The organism is Micromonospora sp. NPDC050495, from assembly GCF_040655175.1.
In the GTDB taxonomy this organism is placed as follows: Bacteria; Actinomycetota; Actinomycetes; order Mycobacteriales; family Micromonosporaceae; genus Micromonospora.
Map to the genome: position 1 here is coordinate 17,244 of NZ_JBFAJK010000029.1, position 14,732 is coordinate 31,975.

Below are 14,732 nucleotides of genomic sequence, written 5' to 3' on the forward strand. Positions count from 1 at the left end.
GGTATGGTTCCGGCCGGCCAGACCCGACGTCAAATTATCCGGGTGTGGGCAGGAACACCCCGGTAGTCCGGAGTGCCGCGCTGCTCAGGAACGGAGCGAGGCGGTGCTCAGGAGCGGTACCCGGCGGAGCGGTACTCGTACTCCCGGTCATCGTCGCGGTCACCGGAGTCGCGGGTGAAGTCCCAGCCGCCGGCGGCCTCGCGACCCGGGCGGCCGCCGACGGCGAAGCCGCCGATCTCCTGACCGCGCCGCCAACCCCGGAAGTAGCCGGTGGTGTTCTCGGCGAGGCTGGCCGCGTTCCGCACGATCCGTAGTGGACGCTCGTCGCGCAGCGGCGAGCCCGGCACCAGGTTGGCCTGGGGGACCCGCTTGGGCAGGCCGGCCTTGGTCTCGTCGCCGACCGCCGGGCGGGCCGCCTGCTCGGCGGCCTGCCATCCGGTGTCGGCCGTGCTCGCCCACTCCAGGTCGGCCTCGTCGCCGTGCCCGACGAACCAGGCGGACTTCGCCTGCGCGAAGATCAGCAGGTCGCCGTCGCCCTCGTCGGAGACCGGCGGGGGCCGGTGCTCCTTCGGCGCGGGACGCCGCTCCAGCGGGGGCGGCAGCTCGGCCCGGGGGGCCGGCGGGCCGGAACGCTCGGCGCCCCGCTCGACCAGCCGCAGCGGCGGGGTCTCCAGCCCGGGATCGGTCGGCGGGTTCTGCTCGTCCCGCAGCGCCCGGTCGGCCAGTGGCGGCGGCTCGACCAGCCGCAGCATCGGCGGCTCCTGCGGCAGGTCGTCCGCGAGCCACGGCGGGGTGACCCGGCCCGGGTCGCTCGGCGCGTCCACGCTCCGGCCGCCGTACCCGTAGCCGGGCGCGGCCTCCTTGGCGCGGTCGTCCTCGTCGCCGGTGTTGACCAGCGGCCAGTTGGCCCGGGAACCGGGGGGAGCGGACTCCTGCCCGGGACGCGGCGCCGGCACCGGGATGGTCAGGTCGGTCGCGCTGAAGCCGCCGGTCGGCGACTCCGGCGTGATCTTGGGCCGGGGTGGGATGACCGTCCGCTGGCGCTCGGCCCGGGCGCTGTTGATCGCGGCCGTGGTCAGCGTCGGGCGGAACGGCTCACCGGCCTCGGCCGGCGGCACGGTGCCGCGCTGGGCCGGGGTGATCGGGGTGATGCCCGGCGGTGGCGGGGGCGGCGCGGAGATCGGCCGATTGGTCGGGGCGTCCACCCGCGACGGCAGCGGCGCGCCGGCCGGCTCGGGACGGGTGGCCGGCCGGTTGGCGGCGGCCGCCGGGGCGACCGGAGCGGGCGCCACCGGCGGTGGCGTGACCGGGGCCGGGGCGACCGGCGGCGGCGCGAGCGGCCGCGGCGAGGGTGGCGCGGCGGGACCGGAGACCGGCTCGGGACGGCTGCGCCGGCCCACCGGCTCGGGCCCGGCGGGGCGGCCCGGGCGCAGGCCGGTCAGCTCGCCGACCGACTCGCCGCGCCGGGCGGCCGCCCGGCGACCGGCGGTCGGGGCGGGTGTGGTGACCCGGGCGGCGAGCGCACCGACGAGCGAGTCGCAGCCGGCGTCGCAGGCCCGCACGGAGGCGACCGCCTGCCGCACGGTCTCGGCGACGGCCGCGGTGAGCGCCCGGTTGACGGTGGCGCGCCGGGGGGTCTCCGAGATGGCCACCCGCAGCGCGGTGACCGCGTCGTTGACGGTGTCGGCGTCGGCGACGCCCTCGGCCGTGAGATGCGCGGCGACGGCGTCCGCGGCGACCGGGACGTCCCGTCCGCCGGCCACCGTGCCGCTGAGCATGCCCGGCTCGGGCAGCGCGTCCAGCACCGCCAGGGAGACCGGCTCGGCCGGGTCCGGATAGGCCCGCAGGGCCGCCGGGTAGAGCTCGCGGAGCACCTCGCGCAGCGTCACGGCGGCGGAGTGCCGCCCGCTGGCCAGCGCCGCGTGCGCGGCGAGAACCTGCTTGTAGCCGGCGAGGTCGCGGGGCGCCGGGAGGGTGATCGCGGAGAGCGCGCCGGCCTGGAGGGCGCGGGCCAGCCCGACCGCCCGACGCTCGGCCGGCGGGGACTGCATCTCCTCCAGCGAGTCGTCATCGGCGAAGCGCTCGGCGAAGTCGTCGACCGAGTCGTCGTCCGCGATCGCCAGCGGTCGGCCGGCCGCGCTGAGCAGCGACGTGACCGTGTGGTCGTCGCTGTCCGCGGCGATCGCCGCACCGCTCGGGCCGCCCGATCGCTCGACGAGCAGCGCGACCAGCTGGGCGTAGCCGGCGGGGTCGTCGCCGATCTCGCAGACATGCAGCAGCCGGCCTGCGTCGTCGACCACAGCGGACGTCAACGTCGAACCGGCCGAAGCCGGCCGGTCGGCCGGATCCGCCGAGGCCAGACCGCAGTACACGCGCACGAGCGCCAAGGCGTCGTCCTCCTCCCGGGACACAAGGCTTTCTCTGCCAGAGACTGATGCTCCCCGCTTCGGGTCAGTCGCGCCAGTCCACAACCGCAGAGATCTTGCCGACAATGGTGCGCCAACCCAGACTTGCGGTTTGTGCCCCGATTTTCTTCAACCGGCGCCGGCCGAGGAAACCACCGATTCCGCCGTTGACACTGGCCCGCAGCGCCTCGTCGAGGTCGTCCAGGCTGGAGCCCGCGGAGAGCATGTCCAGCACGGCGGGTAGCCGCAGCGCGTACGCCAGGTCACGGGCGATCTCGCCGGCCTCGATCAGGAGCGTGGGATCCCAGGCGTCGTGGCCGCCGCGCAGGTTCTCCACGACCAGGTCGAGCTCGTAGGTGTCCTCGTCCAGCGGCGTGATGTCGGCCGGCTCCACCCGTTCGGACAGTTCATTCCAGCTGTCCAGTTGAGACAGATCGTTGGGCGCACCGGAACGGATGAATGACACCAACGATTCCGGGCTCTTGAAGAGCAGCAGCTTGCCGCGGTGGGTGAGGAAGGCCGGCACCTCCTCGTCGCCGGCGTCGTCCGCCTCGTCCTCGTCCTCGTCCGCCTCGTCCTCGTCCGCCTCGTCCTCGTCCGCCTCGGCCGCCGCATCGGCGTCCTCGTCGGTCTCGGCGTCGACGTCCTCGGCCGTGTCGGTGTCGGTGTCGGTCGCCGCCGACTTGCCGCGCCGGCGGCCCGCGGGGCGCTCCTCGTCCTCGTCCTCGGCGGTGAGGGCGGCGTACTCCTCGTCGAGGATCACCACCTCTTCCTCGTCCTCGGTGTCGACGACCTGGCGGCGGGCCAGGAACGGGTCGTCCAGGTCGCGCTCGGCGACGTCCGTCGGGGTCAGCTCCCGCGCCGACCGGTACGCCCGCAGCGTGTAGCCGGTGCCGGCGGGCAGGTCGATCTCCACCGGGTCGATGCGCAGCTCGTCCCAGAGCGTGCGGTCCGGGGCCGGGCGGTCGACCTCGACCTCGTCATCTGCGGCCGACGCGGTGGTGTCGTCGAGCTCGGGCTCGTCGGCGTCGGGCCGTTGGGGCGACTGGCGGGCCACGCTGACCTCCGGGTGCTTTCGGGTTGCCCACGCGGCGGCCCCTTCCGGCCGCCGAGTGACTCTGCGCACATACCCTAGTGGGCGACGCGGCGGACTGGGAGCGCACCCCGGTGGCGTCCCGAGCGGCGGACAAGTAGTCTTGCTACACATGAGGGCCCAGGCGCTGCACGGACACCTGGACGCGCTGCTGCTGGCGGTGCTGGAGCAGGGCGAATTGCACGGCTACGCGATCATCGAGGCGCTCCGGGCCCGCAGCGGCGGCACCCTCGACCTGCCCACCGGCACCATCTATCCGGCGCTGCGCCGCCTCGAGCGCGCCGGATACGTGGCCAGCTCGTGGAGCACGGTCAACGGCCGGGAACGGCGCACCTACCGGCTCACCGACGCCGGGGTGCGGGCGCTCGCCGGCGAACGCGCCGGCTGGCGCGAGTTCAGCGACACGGTCGGCCGCTTCCTCGGCACCGACCAGCCGCCCGCCCCGGCCTGACCCGCCCACCCCCGCCTGACCCGCCCACCCCGGCCTGATCCTGCCGGGGCCCGGGCGGCCGGGCGGGCGTCGCGGTGGAACCGGCAGGCCCGGCCGTCAGCGGACCGCCACCAGCCAGCAGCGGGCCGCCCTGGCCAGCGCGAACCAGCCGGCGCTGACCAGCACCGCCCCGATGATCATCGGGGGCCAGGTCAGGGCCGCGTCCCAGAGACTGACCGACCAGCCGAACAGCGCGCCGCCCGCCACGGCACCGCCGGCCAGGCCGGCGGTCAGCCCGTAGCCGGCCGCGCGGGCGAGCCGGGGGAGTCGTGGCGACGGGTGCCGGGCGGCGAGGAACCCGAGCAGCAACCCGGCGACCGCCAGCCCGGCGACCAGGCTCCAGATGCCGTTGAGGGAGGTGGAGAGGAGCTGGTAGCCGGCCGGCGGGTGCGGGCCGTCGCTCCAGCTCGACCCCTGCCAGGTCAGGTCGCCGGCGGCCAGCAGCACCCCGGCCACGGCGAGCGCGCGCGCCGCCAGCCCGCGCAGCGCCCCGGCGGCCAGCTCGGCCTGGTAGTCGGGGGCGAGCTGGGCGGCGCTGCCGAACTCGGCCACCGCCCGCCGCTCGGCCTCCGCCGCCGGCAGCCCGTCCTCCCGGTACGCCTCGACCGCGTCCCGCAACGCGTGCCGTGCCTCGGTCAGCAGATCGGACTTGAGGCGGGCCGGACCCCGCAGCCGGCCGGCCAACTCGTCCAGCCGCTCCTCGACCAGCACTTCCGCGTACCCCCGCATGCGACCACCCTGCCACCCGGCGCCGCCCGCCGCGTCCGGGGTTTTCCCGGAATGGGATCGGGGTCCACCCGGGCCGGCGATCCGGGCCGGGCGAGGGTGTCAGGCGGCCGGTCCCAGGGCGAGGTAGCCGCGCTCGGCCGCCTCCTGGAGCAGCCACTGGTCCCGGTACCAGCCGGGCCGGGCGATCAGGTCGGCGTGCCGGCCGCGCTCGGTCACCCGGCCGGCGTCGAGGACCAGGATCTCGTCCAGCCCGGCCAGGCCGCTGAGCCGGTGGCTGATCAGCAGCACCGAGTGTCCGGCCGGGGTGGCTGCCAGCGCCGAGGCGAGCACCGCGTCCGCGGCGGCCGGGTCGAGCCCTTCGGTCGGCTCGTCCAGCACCAGCACGGCCGGGGCGGCCAGCAGCGCCCGAGCCAGCGCGAGCCGCTGCCGCTGCCCGCCGGAGAGCTGCCCGCCCTGCTCGCCGACCACGGTGTCCCAGCCGTCCGGCTGGGCGCGTACCCAGTCCAGCAGGCCGGCCGCCCGGGCCGCGGTGGTCAGCTCGGCCTCGTCGGCGCGGGGCCGACCGAGCAGCAGGTTCTCCCGGACGGTGGCGTGGAAGACGTACGCCTCGGCGAGCAGCCCGCCGATCGCCCGGGGCAGTTCCTCGGGCGGGTACCCGGAGACGTCCACCCCGTCCAGCGTCACCCGGCCGGCGTCGGGGCGCACCGCGCCGGTGAGTACGGCCGCGAGGGTGCTCTTGCCGGCGCCGCTCGGCCCCACCACGGCGACCCGGCGGCCGGCGGGCAGGTCGAGGTCGACCCCGGCCAGGGCCGGCGGGGCGCCGGGACGGTACCGCACGGTCACGCCGGCGAACCGCACGTCGTGGCCGGCCGGTGTGGGGCCCGGCCCGGCGGGGGCCGGCTCCCCGCCGACCCGTTCGCCGGCGGCCGGAACCGCCGCACGGCCGGCCGGAACCGCCCCGGCGACGGTCGGCTCGGCGGCGGTCGGCTCGGGAGCGGTGGGCTCGGGAGCGGTGGGCCCGGCGGTGGAGGGCTCGGCGGTGGTGGGCTGCGAGGCGGTGGGCTCGGGGGCGGTGAGCAGGGCGGCGACCCGGTCCAGGCCGGCCCGGAGCTGGGTGCGCTGCCGGGCGGCACCGACCAGCGCGAGGGCGATCTCCACGGCGGTCAGGGTGCCCACCGCCAGGACGCCGACCAGCACCCCGCCGACCCCGGCGCGGAGCGCCACGTACACCACGGCGGCGGCGGTCAGCCCGGCGACCAGCACCCCGACCGCGTCGACCGCGAAGCCGGCCGCGGCGAGCCGGCGTTCGAGCCGGGCCAGGCGGTTGGCCCGCGCCTCGGCGGCGGCCAGCGCCGTGCCGGTCGCCCCGAACGCGGCCAGGTCGGCGGCTCCGTGGGTCAGGTCCACCGCGTCGACGGCGAGCGCGCCGCGCAGCGGGGCCACCTCGTCGGCGGCCCGCCGGGTGAGCGCGGTGGCCAGGGCGGGCAGCACCGCGCCGGCCACCAGGAGGCCGGCGGCGAGCACGCCGGCGGCCGGCGGTGAGATCAGCGCGGCGCTGCCGACGGCGAGGATGCTCACCAGCATGGCCGCCGCGCCCGGCACCAGCACCCGCAGCAGCAGGTCCTGCACCGCCTCCACGTCGGAGACCAGTCGGCTCAGCGCGTCGCCGGTCCGCTGGGTGGCGGCGTCCCGCCGGGCGGCCAGGGTGCCGAAGACCCGGGCCCGGACGTCGGTGATCATGCGGAGTACGGCGTCGTGCCCGGCGAGCCGTTCGGTGTAGCGGAACACGCCCCGGCTGACGGCGAGGGCGCGGACCGCGACGATCGCCACGGTGAGCCGGTCCAGCGGCGGCCGGCCGGCGGCGCTCATCAGCAGCCAGGTGGCGGTCGCCATCAGGGCCAGCCCGGCGAACTCGGTGGCTGCGGCGAGCAGTCCGGCGCCGACCAGCCGGCCCAGGTAGGGCCGGGCCAGCCGCAGCACCGCCCGCTCGGCGCGCAGCCCGGCCGGGCGGCCGTCGGGGGCGGCGGCGGCGGTGGTCGGGGCGGGCCCGCCGGGCAGCAGCTCCGACGGGTTCGGCTCGCCGGCGGTCGGCACGCCGGGGTCGCGCCCGGCCGGGGTCATCCCGTCCCCGGCGACCCCGCCCGGCACGGCCCGCACCGGCTGGTCGGGACCGGGCCGCACACCCGCCGGCCCGGACGCGCCGTGCGGTCCGGGGCCGGTCGCCGGGTCGTCGGGTCGGTTGGTCGCGTCGGTCATCGGGTCGCCGCCTTCGTGGCCGGGGTCAGCTCGATGACCCGGCCGTCCTCCACCCGCAGGATCCGGTCGGCGTCCGCCAGCAGCGCGGGCCGGTGCGCGACCAGCAGCGCGGTACGTCCGGCGACCAGCCGCCGGGTGGCGGCCAGCACCACCGCCTCGCTGGCGGTGTCCAGCCGGGCGGTCGGCTCGTCGAGGAGCACCAGCGGGGCGTCCCGGAGGAACGCCCGGGCCAGCGCCACCCGCTGCCGCTGCCCGCTGGAGAGCCCGTGGCCGCGCTCGCCGAGCACGGTGGCCAGCCCGTCGGGCAGGGCGGTGACCACCTCGTCGAGCGCGGCGTCGGTGACCGCCCGGGCGAGCACCGGCTCGGGGGTGTCCGGCGCGCCGAGGCGGATGTTGTCGGCGAGCGAGCCGGCGAAGAGGTGCGCCCGTTGCGGTACCCAGGCCAGCTGCCGCCGCCAGTCGTCGGGGTCCACTCCGGCGAGGTCCACGCCGTCGACGGTGACCCGGCCGGCGGTCGGGGTGACGAAGCCGAGCAGCAGGTTGAGCAGGGTGGTCTTGCCGGCCCCGCTGGGCCCGATGACGGCGATCCGCTCGCCGGGCCGGATGGTGAGGGTGACGTCCCGGAGCGCGGTGGTCCGCTCGTACGCGACGGTGACGCCCTCGAAGCGGATCTCGCCGCGGCCGTCGGGAGCCGGGCGAAGGGTGCCGGCGGGTGCGGCGTCCGCCGGGGGCGCCGAGAGGGTGAGCGCCTCGTCCAGCGCGGTGAGCCCCTCCATGCTGGCGTGGAACCGGCTGCCGGCCGCCCGCAGCGGCAGGTACGCCTCGGGGGTGAGCAGCAGCACCAGCAGCGCGGTGGAGAGGGTGAGCCCGCCGCCGAGCAGGCGGATGCCGACCGGCACCGCGACCAGCGCCACGGAGAGGGTGGCGACCAGTTCGAGCACCAGCGCGGAGAGGAAGGCGATCCGGAGCGTCCGCATGGTCGCCTGCCGGTGCCCGTCGGCCATCCGGCGGACCACGTCGACCTGGGCCCGGGCCCGGCCGAACGCGCGCAGCGTGGGCAGCCCGGCCACCATGTCGAGGAAGTGCCCGCCGAGCAGTGACAGCCGGCGCCACTGCCGTTCGGTGGCGGCCTGCGCCTGCCAGCCGAGCAGCGCGCCGAAGACCGGGATCAGCGGGATGGTCAGCGCGATGATCAGCGCCGAGCTCCAGTCGGCGAGGACGATCCGGGCCAGCACCGCGAGCGGCACGGTGACGCTCAGCACGAGCTGGGGAAGGTAGCCGGTGAAGTACGGGTCGAGCGCGTCCAGGCCGCGCCCGGTCAGCGTGGCGAGCTGGCCGGCCCGCTGGCCGGCGACCCAGGTGGGGCCGTGCCGGCCGACCGCGCGGAGCAGGTCGGCGCGGAGCGCCGCCTTGACGGTGGCCGCGGCCCGGGCCGCCACCGTGCCCTGCCCCCAGCTGACCAGCGCCCGCGCGCCGACCGCCGCCACGAAACCGGCCAGCGCCGTGCGGTGCAGCCGCCCGTCGATCGCCGTGGCCAGCAGCGTGGCCAGCGCGGTGGCCTGCGCGACCACGAGCAGCGCGGTGAGCCCGCCCAGCACCGCGAGCACGGCGAGATCGCGCCGGGCCGCGGGGACCCGGCGCAGCACACGCGGGTCGAACGGGCGGCGGTTCACCAGTACACCGGTGCCCTGCCGTCGGTCCGTCCCCGGAACACCCACCAGCACATCGCCTGAAAGCCTAGTAGGGCCGGCACGAGCGGCAGCGCGAGCCAGCCCAGCAGTGACAGGGTCGGTCCGCTCGCCGCCGCGTCGGCGACGGTGAGCGAGGCGGCCGGGTCGACCGTGGAGACCAGCACCCGGGGCCAGAGCGCCGCGCCGACCAGCGCCACCGGCAGGGCCAGCGCGGCGCTGATCGCCGCGAAGGCCACCCCGGCCCGGCCCCGGCCCAGCGCCGCGCGGGCCACCAGCAGCGCGGCGACCAGTGCCACCAGCAGGAGTACGGCGACCGCCGGTCGCGCCACGGCGGCGCGTACCCGATCGGAGAGCAGGCCGAGGACGGCGGCCGTGCCGACCGCGGCGAGTGCCACCGGGATCAGCCGGCGGGCGAGCCGGGCGACCGCCGGCGCGTCGGCGGCCGGCAGGCGGAGGGTGAGGAAGGTCGCACCCTGCACGGCCACCAGCGCCAGCACCGCCAGCCCGGCGGCGGCCACGAACGGGGTGAACACGTGGCCCACCCCGGTGACGTGGCCGGATGCCGTCCGCGGCACGCCCTGCAGCAGGCCGCCGAGCAGGGCGCCCCAGCCGAGCGCGGCGAGGGCGCTGCCGGCCACCACCACCCGGTCCCAGCCGGCGCGGGCCGCCTGCGCGCGGGGCCGGCTGCGCAGTTGCACGCCGGCGGTCACCAGCACCACCCCGGCCAGCGCGCCGAGCACGACCGGGTAGAAGCCGGAGAGGAGTTCGCCCTCCAGGATCGGGAAGGCGCCGAAGAGGATGCCGACGGCGGCCACCAGCCACACCTCGTTGCCGAGGAAGAACGGCCCGACGGCGTTCAGCGCGGCCCGGCTCGACGCGTCCGCCGCCCGGCCGTGGTCCGGCGTGGCGGGCGGGGCGGGCCGCCGGGCGAGCAGCAGGCCGACGCCGTAGTCGTAGCCGCCGAGGACGAGGTAGGTGGCGAAGAAGAGGCCGAGCAGGGCGTACCAGGCGAGTTCCACGGCGGGCTCCCTCAGGCGAACACGGGGTGGGGACGGGCGTCGGTGTCGGGCGCGGGCGGCCGGCCGAGCGCCGGGTCGGCGGCGCCCCGGGCGGCGTGCCGGGCCAGCAGGGTCCAGTTGGTGACCGTGAGGGCGCCGAGCAGCAGGGTGAAGCCGATCAGCGAGGTGAGCATCAGTCCGCTGCTCACCGGCGAGACCGCCTGATCGGTCGGCAGCAGCCCGTACGCCACCCAGGGCTGGCGGCCGACCTCGCGGGCGAGCCAGCCGAGGAGCACCGCCACGAAGGGCAGCGGCAGGGCGAGCAGCAGCAGCCAGAGCGGGAACTTCAGCCGGATGATCCAGTCCCGCCAGAGCAGCGGCAGCAGCAGCCAGACGCAGCCCAGGGTGAAACCGATCAGGATCATGAAGCCGAGCCCGACGTTGGAGAGCACCGGCGGGGTGTAGTCGCCGGGCCCGAACCGCGCCGTCCACTCGGCGACCAGCGCGTCCCGGTCCGCGCCGCCGCCGAACTTGGTGGGCTGGAGGGTCCCGACCGGGCCGAACTGGGCGAAGCCGAAGCCCTGGAGGGTGGGCACGGCGAGCGCCATGGTGATCAGGCCGAGCCGCAGCGAGGTGCGGAAGAGCAGGAAGTCCGGGGTGCGCCGGAGCAGGTGCCAGGCGCTGACCGCGGCCATCAGCGTGCCCCCGGTGACCAGGGCGGCCATCACCACGTGGCCGAACGCGTAGGTGAGCGTCGGGTTGGTGAGCAGCGCGCCGAAGTCGGTGAGGTGGGCGACGCCGTCGCGGACCTCGTAGCCGACCGGGTGCTGGAGCCAGGCGTTGGCCACCATGATCCAGTACGCCGAGGCGTACGCGGTGATCGCGACGCCCCAGAGCAGGGCGAGGTGGACGCCCCGGCGCAGCCGGTGCCAGCCGAAGATCCACATGCCGAGGAACGTGGACTCCAGGAAGAACGCGACCAGCGTCTCGATGGCCAGCGGCGCGCCGAAGACGTTGCCCACGTACCGCGACAGGCCGCTCCAGTTCAGCCCGAACTGGAACTCCATCACGATGCCGGTGGCGATCCCGAGCACGTAGTTGATCACGTAGAGCTGGCCCCAGAACCGGGTCAGCCGTTCGTACACCGGTTTGCCGGTGATGAACCCGGCGGTCTGCAACCCGACCAGGAGGGTGACCAGCCCGAGGGTGACCACCACGAAGAGGAAGTGGATCGAGGTGGTGGTGGCGAACTGCAGGCGGGCGAGGAGCAGGGAATCCATGGCCGTCCTCCCACGGGTTGACTCGCTTGTCATAGCGAGACTACACGTAGGCTCACTACCTATGACGGTGGGAGGGAGCGCCGGCCCGGCTTCCCGCCGGTCAGCTCAGGAACAGGGAGATCGGCAGCGCGACCAGCAGGGTCGCGACGGAGAGCGCGGTGGTGCCGAGCACGCGCGGCGGCCGGTCGGCGACCATCAGCCGCTGCACCCGGACGTCCAGGTCGCGGTCCCCGACGCCGAGCGCGCCGGCCGGGGTGACCCGGTGCCCGGCGGCGGCGAACCGCCGCAGCGCCCCGGCCAGGGGCTCATCGGCGTGCAGCTCACGGGCCTTGTCGTCGGCGCGCATCTCGACCAGCAGGGCCACCCGCTCGTGCGCGTCGCGAACCCAGCGGAACCAGGGCAGCGCGCGGCAGAGCGCGGTGAACGGCAGCAGCACCAGATCGTGCCGCTCCTGCGCGTGGGCCCGCTCGTGGGTGAGCACCGCCGCCAGTTCGGCCCGGTCGAGCAGGCTGAGCGTGCCGGCGCTGACCACCACCCGGGGCTTCACCCCGGGCAGGCAGTACGCGGCCGCGCTCGGGTGGTCCAGCACCAGCGCGCCGGGGACGGTCGGGTCCCGGCGGGCCACCAGGCTGAGCAGCTCGCGGTGCCGGCGCTGGGCCCGCACGGTGCCGTGGATGCTGCGGACGGTCGTGGTGAGCAGCACCGCGCCGATGCCGAAGCCGACCCCGACCAGGCCCAGGTGCGGCACGCCCAGCCCGGCCGGGAGGGTGCTGTGGGCCAGGTCGTCGGCGAGGGCCAGCAGCGCGCTGCCGGTCGGCAGGTCGTACGCGGCCAGGCCGAGCGCCATGGGCAGCCCCATGGCGGAGAGCCCGAGCGCCAGCCCGACCGCCTGCCAGCAGACGATCGCCACCCGCGGGGCCCGCCAGGTCCACCGCGCGGTGGCCAGGACCTGTGCGGTCAGCCAGCAGGCCAGGATGGTCGCGGCGAAGTGCAGGGCGTACGCCACGGCAGCCGCCCTACCGGTCCGTCGCCTCGTCGAGCGCCGGGCCGCCGGCCCGGGGGTCCTCGACCCGGTCGGTCAGCTCGGCGCCGGTCCCGCCCGCCTCGGCGCCGAGTGCGGCGCGCAGCACCTCCGCCTCGGTGCCGGTCACCGAGCGGGCGAAGCGCACCAGCGCGGCGTCCCGGCTGCCGCCGAGGTCGAGCGCGTCGAGCATGAGCTGGGCGATGTGCGCTTCGCGGGTGGCCGCCGGCCGGTAGCGCCAGGCCCGCCCCTCGCGTTGCCGCTGCACCATGCCCTTGCCGGCGAGCCGGTCGAGCACGGTCATCACCGTCGTGTACGCCAGTTCCCGCCCGTCCAGGGCGTCGGCGACCTCGCGGACGGTCACGCCGTCCGACGCGGCGGGCACCGTGTCCCACAGCACGTCCATCACCGCACGTTCGAGATCACCAAGCCGAGTCACCCGGCAATCCTACCCCGCGTAGTAGACGCCCCCCACGCCCCCAGCCCACCCACCGGAAGCCGAACCCCACCCGGAAGAGGATCAAACCCCCTTCGGATGCCACACCGTCTTCGTCTCCAGCAGCGTGGTCATCCGGGCGAGGCCTGGGTCGGCGTACCAGTCGTGGTCGGCCGGCGCCGGCCGGAGCACCCGCTTCAGGTTCTCCGCGGCCCTGACCTCCAGGTCGGCCGCCAGCTCGGCGTCGGCGACCCCGGACAGGTCGATGGCGTTGACGTCCATGTGCGCGGCCAGCGTGGGTACGGTCTCGCTGATCCGCCCGGTGAGGATGTTGACCACCCCGCCCGGCAGGTCGGAGGTGGCCAGCACCTCGGCCAGGGTCACCGCGGCCAGCGGCGCGTCCGGCGAGGCGGCCACCACCACGGTGTTGCCGGTGACGATCGCCGGGGCGATCACGCTGACCAGCCCGAGCAGCGCGGGCGCCGCGGGGGCCGCCACGGCCACCACGCCGGTCGGCTCCGGCGCGGAGAGGTTGAAGTACGGGCCGGCCACCGGGTTCGCGCCGCCGTACACCTGGGGGAGCTTGTCCGCCCAGCCGGCGTACCAGACCCAGCGGTCGATCGCCGCGTCGACCTCGTCGGCCGGGGCGCCGAGCGCGACGAACTGGTCGCGGCGGCCCTCCAGCATCTCGGCGACCCGGTAGAGGATCTGACCCCGGTTGTACGCGGTCGCCCCGGCCCAGCCCTTCACCGCGGCCCGGGCGGCGACCACCGCGTCCCGCGCGTCCTTGCGGGAGGCCAGCGACACGTTGGAGTCCTGCACGATGTACGACCGTCCCGACTCGCTGCGCGGGAACTTCCCGCCGATGAAGAGCTTGTACGTCTTGCGTACCGCGACCCGCTCAGACATTGAGGTACGCCTCCAGCCCGTGCCGGCCGCCCTCGCGACCGTAGCCCGACTCCTTGTAGCCGCCGAACGGCGAGGTGGGGTCGAACTTGTTGAACGTGTTGGCCCAGACCACGCCGGCGCGCAGCCGGTCGGCCGTCCAGAGGATCCGGGAGCCCTTGTCGGTCCAGATCCCGGCCGACAGCCCGTACGGCGTGTTGTTGGCCTTCTCCACGGCCTCGGCCGGGGTGCGGAAGGTCAGCACGGAGAGCACTGGGCCGAAGATCTCCTCGCGGGCGATCCGGTGCGCCTGAGTGACCCCGGTGAAGATGGTCGGTGCGAACCAGAAGCCGCGGTCCGGCAGCTCGCACGGCGGCGACCAGCGCTCGGCGCCCTCGGCGGCGCCGGCCTCGGAGAGCTCCCGGATGCGGGTCAGCTGGGCGGCCGAGTTGATCGCGCCGATGTCGGTGTTCTTGTCCAGCGGGTCGCCGACCCGGAGCTGGGCCATCCGCCGCTTCAGCGACTCCAGCACCCGGTCGGCGACCGACTCCTGGACCAGCAGCCGGGAGCCGGCGCAGCAGACGTGCCCCTGGTTGAAGAAGATGCCGTTGACGATGCCCTCGACGGCCTGGTCGATCGGGGCGTCGTCGAAGACGATGTTGGCGGCCTTGCCGCCCAACTCCAGGGTGAGCTTCTTGCGGGTGCCGGCGACCGCGCGGGCGATGGCCTTGCCGACCTCGGTCGAGCCGGTGAAGGCGACCTTGTCCACGCCCGGGTGCTCGACCAGCGCGCGGCCCGTGTCGCCGGCGCCGGTGACGATGTTGACAACGCCGGCCGGCAACTCGGCCTGCTGGCAGATCTCGGCGAAGAGCAGCGCGGTCAGCGGGGTGGTCTCGGCCGGCTTGAGCACCACCGTGTTGCCGGCCGCGAGCGCCGGGGCGATCTTCCAGGCCAGCATGAGCAGCGGGAAGTTCCACGGGATGACCTGCGCGGCCACGCCGAGCGGCCGCGGATCGGCACCGAAGCCCGCGTGGGAGAGCTTGTCGGCCCAGCCGGCGTAGTAGAAGAAGTGCGCGGCGACCAGCGGCACGTCGACGTCGCGGGACTCCTTGATCGGCTTGCCGTTGTCCAGCGACTCCAGCACGGCCAGCTCGCGGGAGCGCTCCTGGATGATCCGGGCGATCCGGAACAGGTACTTGGCCCGGTCCCGGCCCGGCATCGGGCCCCACACCTTCTCGTACGCCTGGCGCGCGGCGCGCACCGCCCGGTCCACGTCCTCCTCGCCGGCCTCGGCGATCTCGGCGAGGACCTCCTCGGAGGCCGGGTTGATCGACTTGAAGCTGCCCCCGTCGACCGGGTCGACGAACGTGCCGTCGACGAAGAGCCCGTAGGAGGGCTTGATGTCCACCACCGAGCGCGACTCGGGGGCGGGTGCGTATTCGAACATC

Annotated in this window: 12 protein-coding genes; 1 reads left to right on the top strand and 11 read right to left on the bottom strand. The window is 75.9% G+C overall.

Annotation, left to right across the window (positions count from 1 at the left end):
* Positions 1 to 107 precede the first annotated feature (107 nt).
* Both AB0I11_RS23910 and AB0I11_RS23915 read right to left on the bottom strand, forming a co-directional pair.
* On the bottom strand, positions 108 to 2,411 hold the full coding sequence (locus AB0I11_RS23910) for a transposase (RefSeq protein WP_357324517.1): 2,304 nt from the start codon (positions 2,409 to 2,411) through the stop codon (positions 108 to 110).
* A gap of 40 nt (positions 2,412 to 2,451) precedes the next feature.
* Positions 2,452 to 3,462, bottom strand: a complete 1,011-nt coding sequence (locus AB0I11_RS23915) for a DNA primase (RefSeq protein WP_357324520.1) — start codon at positions 3,460 to 3,462, stop codon at positions 2,452 to 2,454.
* 148 nt (positions 3,463 to 3,610) lie between these two features.
* On the opposite strand from AB0I11_RS23915, the gene AB0I11_RS23920 reads away from it, so the two are divergent.
* On the top strand, positions 3,611 to 3,949 hold the full coding sequence (locus AB0I11_RS23920; RefSeq protein WP_357324523.1) for a helix-turn-helix transcriptional regulator: 339 nt from the start codon (positions 3,611 to 3,613) through the stop codon (positions 3,947 to 3,949).
* 96 nt (positions 3,950 to 4,045) lie between these two features.
* Here AB0I11_RS23920 and AB0I11_RS23925 read toward each other — a convergent pair whose 3' ends face one another.
* The 9 genes from AB0I11_RS23925 to AB0I11_RS23965 all read right to left on the bottom strand — a co-directional run bounded on the left by AB0I11_RS23925 (position 4,046) and on the right by AB0I11_RS23965 (position 14,731).
* Entirely contained in the window at positions 4,046 to 4,717 is a 672-nt protein-coding gene (locus AB0I11_RS23925) for a permease prefix domain 1-containing protein (RefSeq protein ID WP_357324525.1), read from the bottom strand.
* 99 nt (positions 4,718 to 4,816) lie between these two features.
* On the bottom strand, positions 4,817 to 6,838 hold the full coding sequence (locus tag AB0I11_RS23930) for an ATP-binding cassette domain-containing protein (RefSeq protein WP_357324683.1): 2,022 nt from the start codon (positions 6,836 to 6,838) through the stop codon (positions 4,817 to 4,819).
* 131 nt (positions 6,839 to 6,969) lie between these two features.
* A complete protein-coding gene (gene cydD, locus AB0I11_RS23935) occupies positions 6,970 to 8,646 on the bottom strand; it encodes a thiol reductant ABC exporter subunit CydD (RefSeq protein ID WP_357324528.1) in 1,677 nt (558 codons plus the stop codon).
* A complete protein-coding gene (locus AB0I11_RS23940; protein ID WP_357324531.1) occupies positions 8,643 to 9,683 on the bottom strand; it encodes a cytochrome d ubiquinol oxidase subunit II in 1,041 nt (346 codons plus the stop codon). The genes cydD and AB0I11_RS23940 overlap by 4 nt, the downstream gene beginning before the upstream one ends.
* 11 nt (positions 9,684 to 9,694) lie before the next feature.
* Complete coding sequence (locus AB0I11_RS23945; RefSeq protein WP_357324534.1) at positions 9,695 to 10,942, bottom strand: cytochrome ubiquinol oxidase subunit I; 1,248 nt, start codon at positions 10,940 to 10,942, stop codon at positions 9,695 to 9,697.
* A 100-nt stretch (positions 10,943 to 11,042) separates the two neighbouring features.
* Positions 11,043 to 11,948, bottom strand: a complete 906-nt coding sequence (locus AB0I11_RS23950; RefSeq protein WP_357324537.1) for a M56 family metallopeptidase — start codon at positions 11,946 to 11,948, stop codon at positions 11,043 to 11,045.
* A 10-nt stretch (positions 11,949 to 11,958) separates the two neighbouring features.
* Complete coding sequence (locus AB0I11_RS23955) at positions 11,959 to 12,402, bottom strand: BlaI/MecI/CopY family transcriptional regulator (RefSeq protein WP_046566475.1); 444 nt, start codon at positions 12,400 to 12,402, stop codon at positions 11,959 to 11,961.
* A gap of 81 nt (positions 12,403 to 12,483) precedes the next feature.
* Complete coding sequence (locus AB0I11_RS23960) at positions 12,484 to 13,308, bottom strand: aldehyde dehydrogenase family protein (RefSeq protein WP_357324541.1); 825 nt, start codon at positions 13,306 to 13,308, stop codon at positions 12,484 to 12,486.
* Entirely contained in the window at positions 13,301 to 14,731 is a 1,431-nt protein-coding gene (locus tag AB0I11_RS23965) for an aldehyde dehydrogenase family protein (RefSeq protein WP_357324543.1), read from the bottom strand. The genes AB0I11_RS23960 and AB0I11_RS23965 overlap by 8 nt, the downstream gene beginning before the upstream one ends.
* Position 14,732 lies beyond the last annotated feature (1 nt).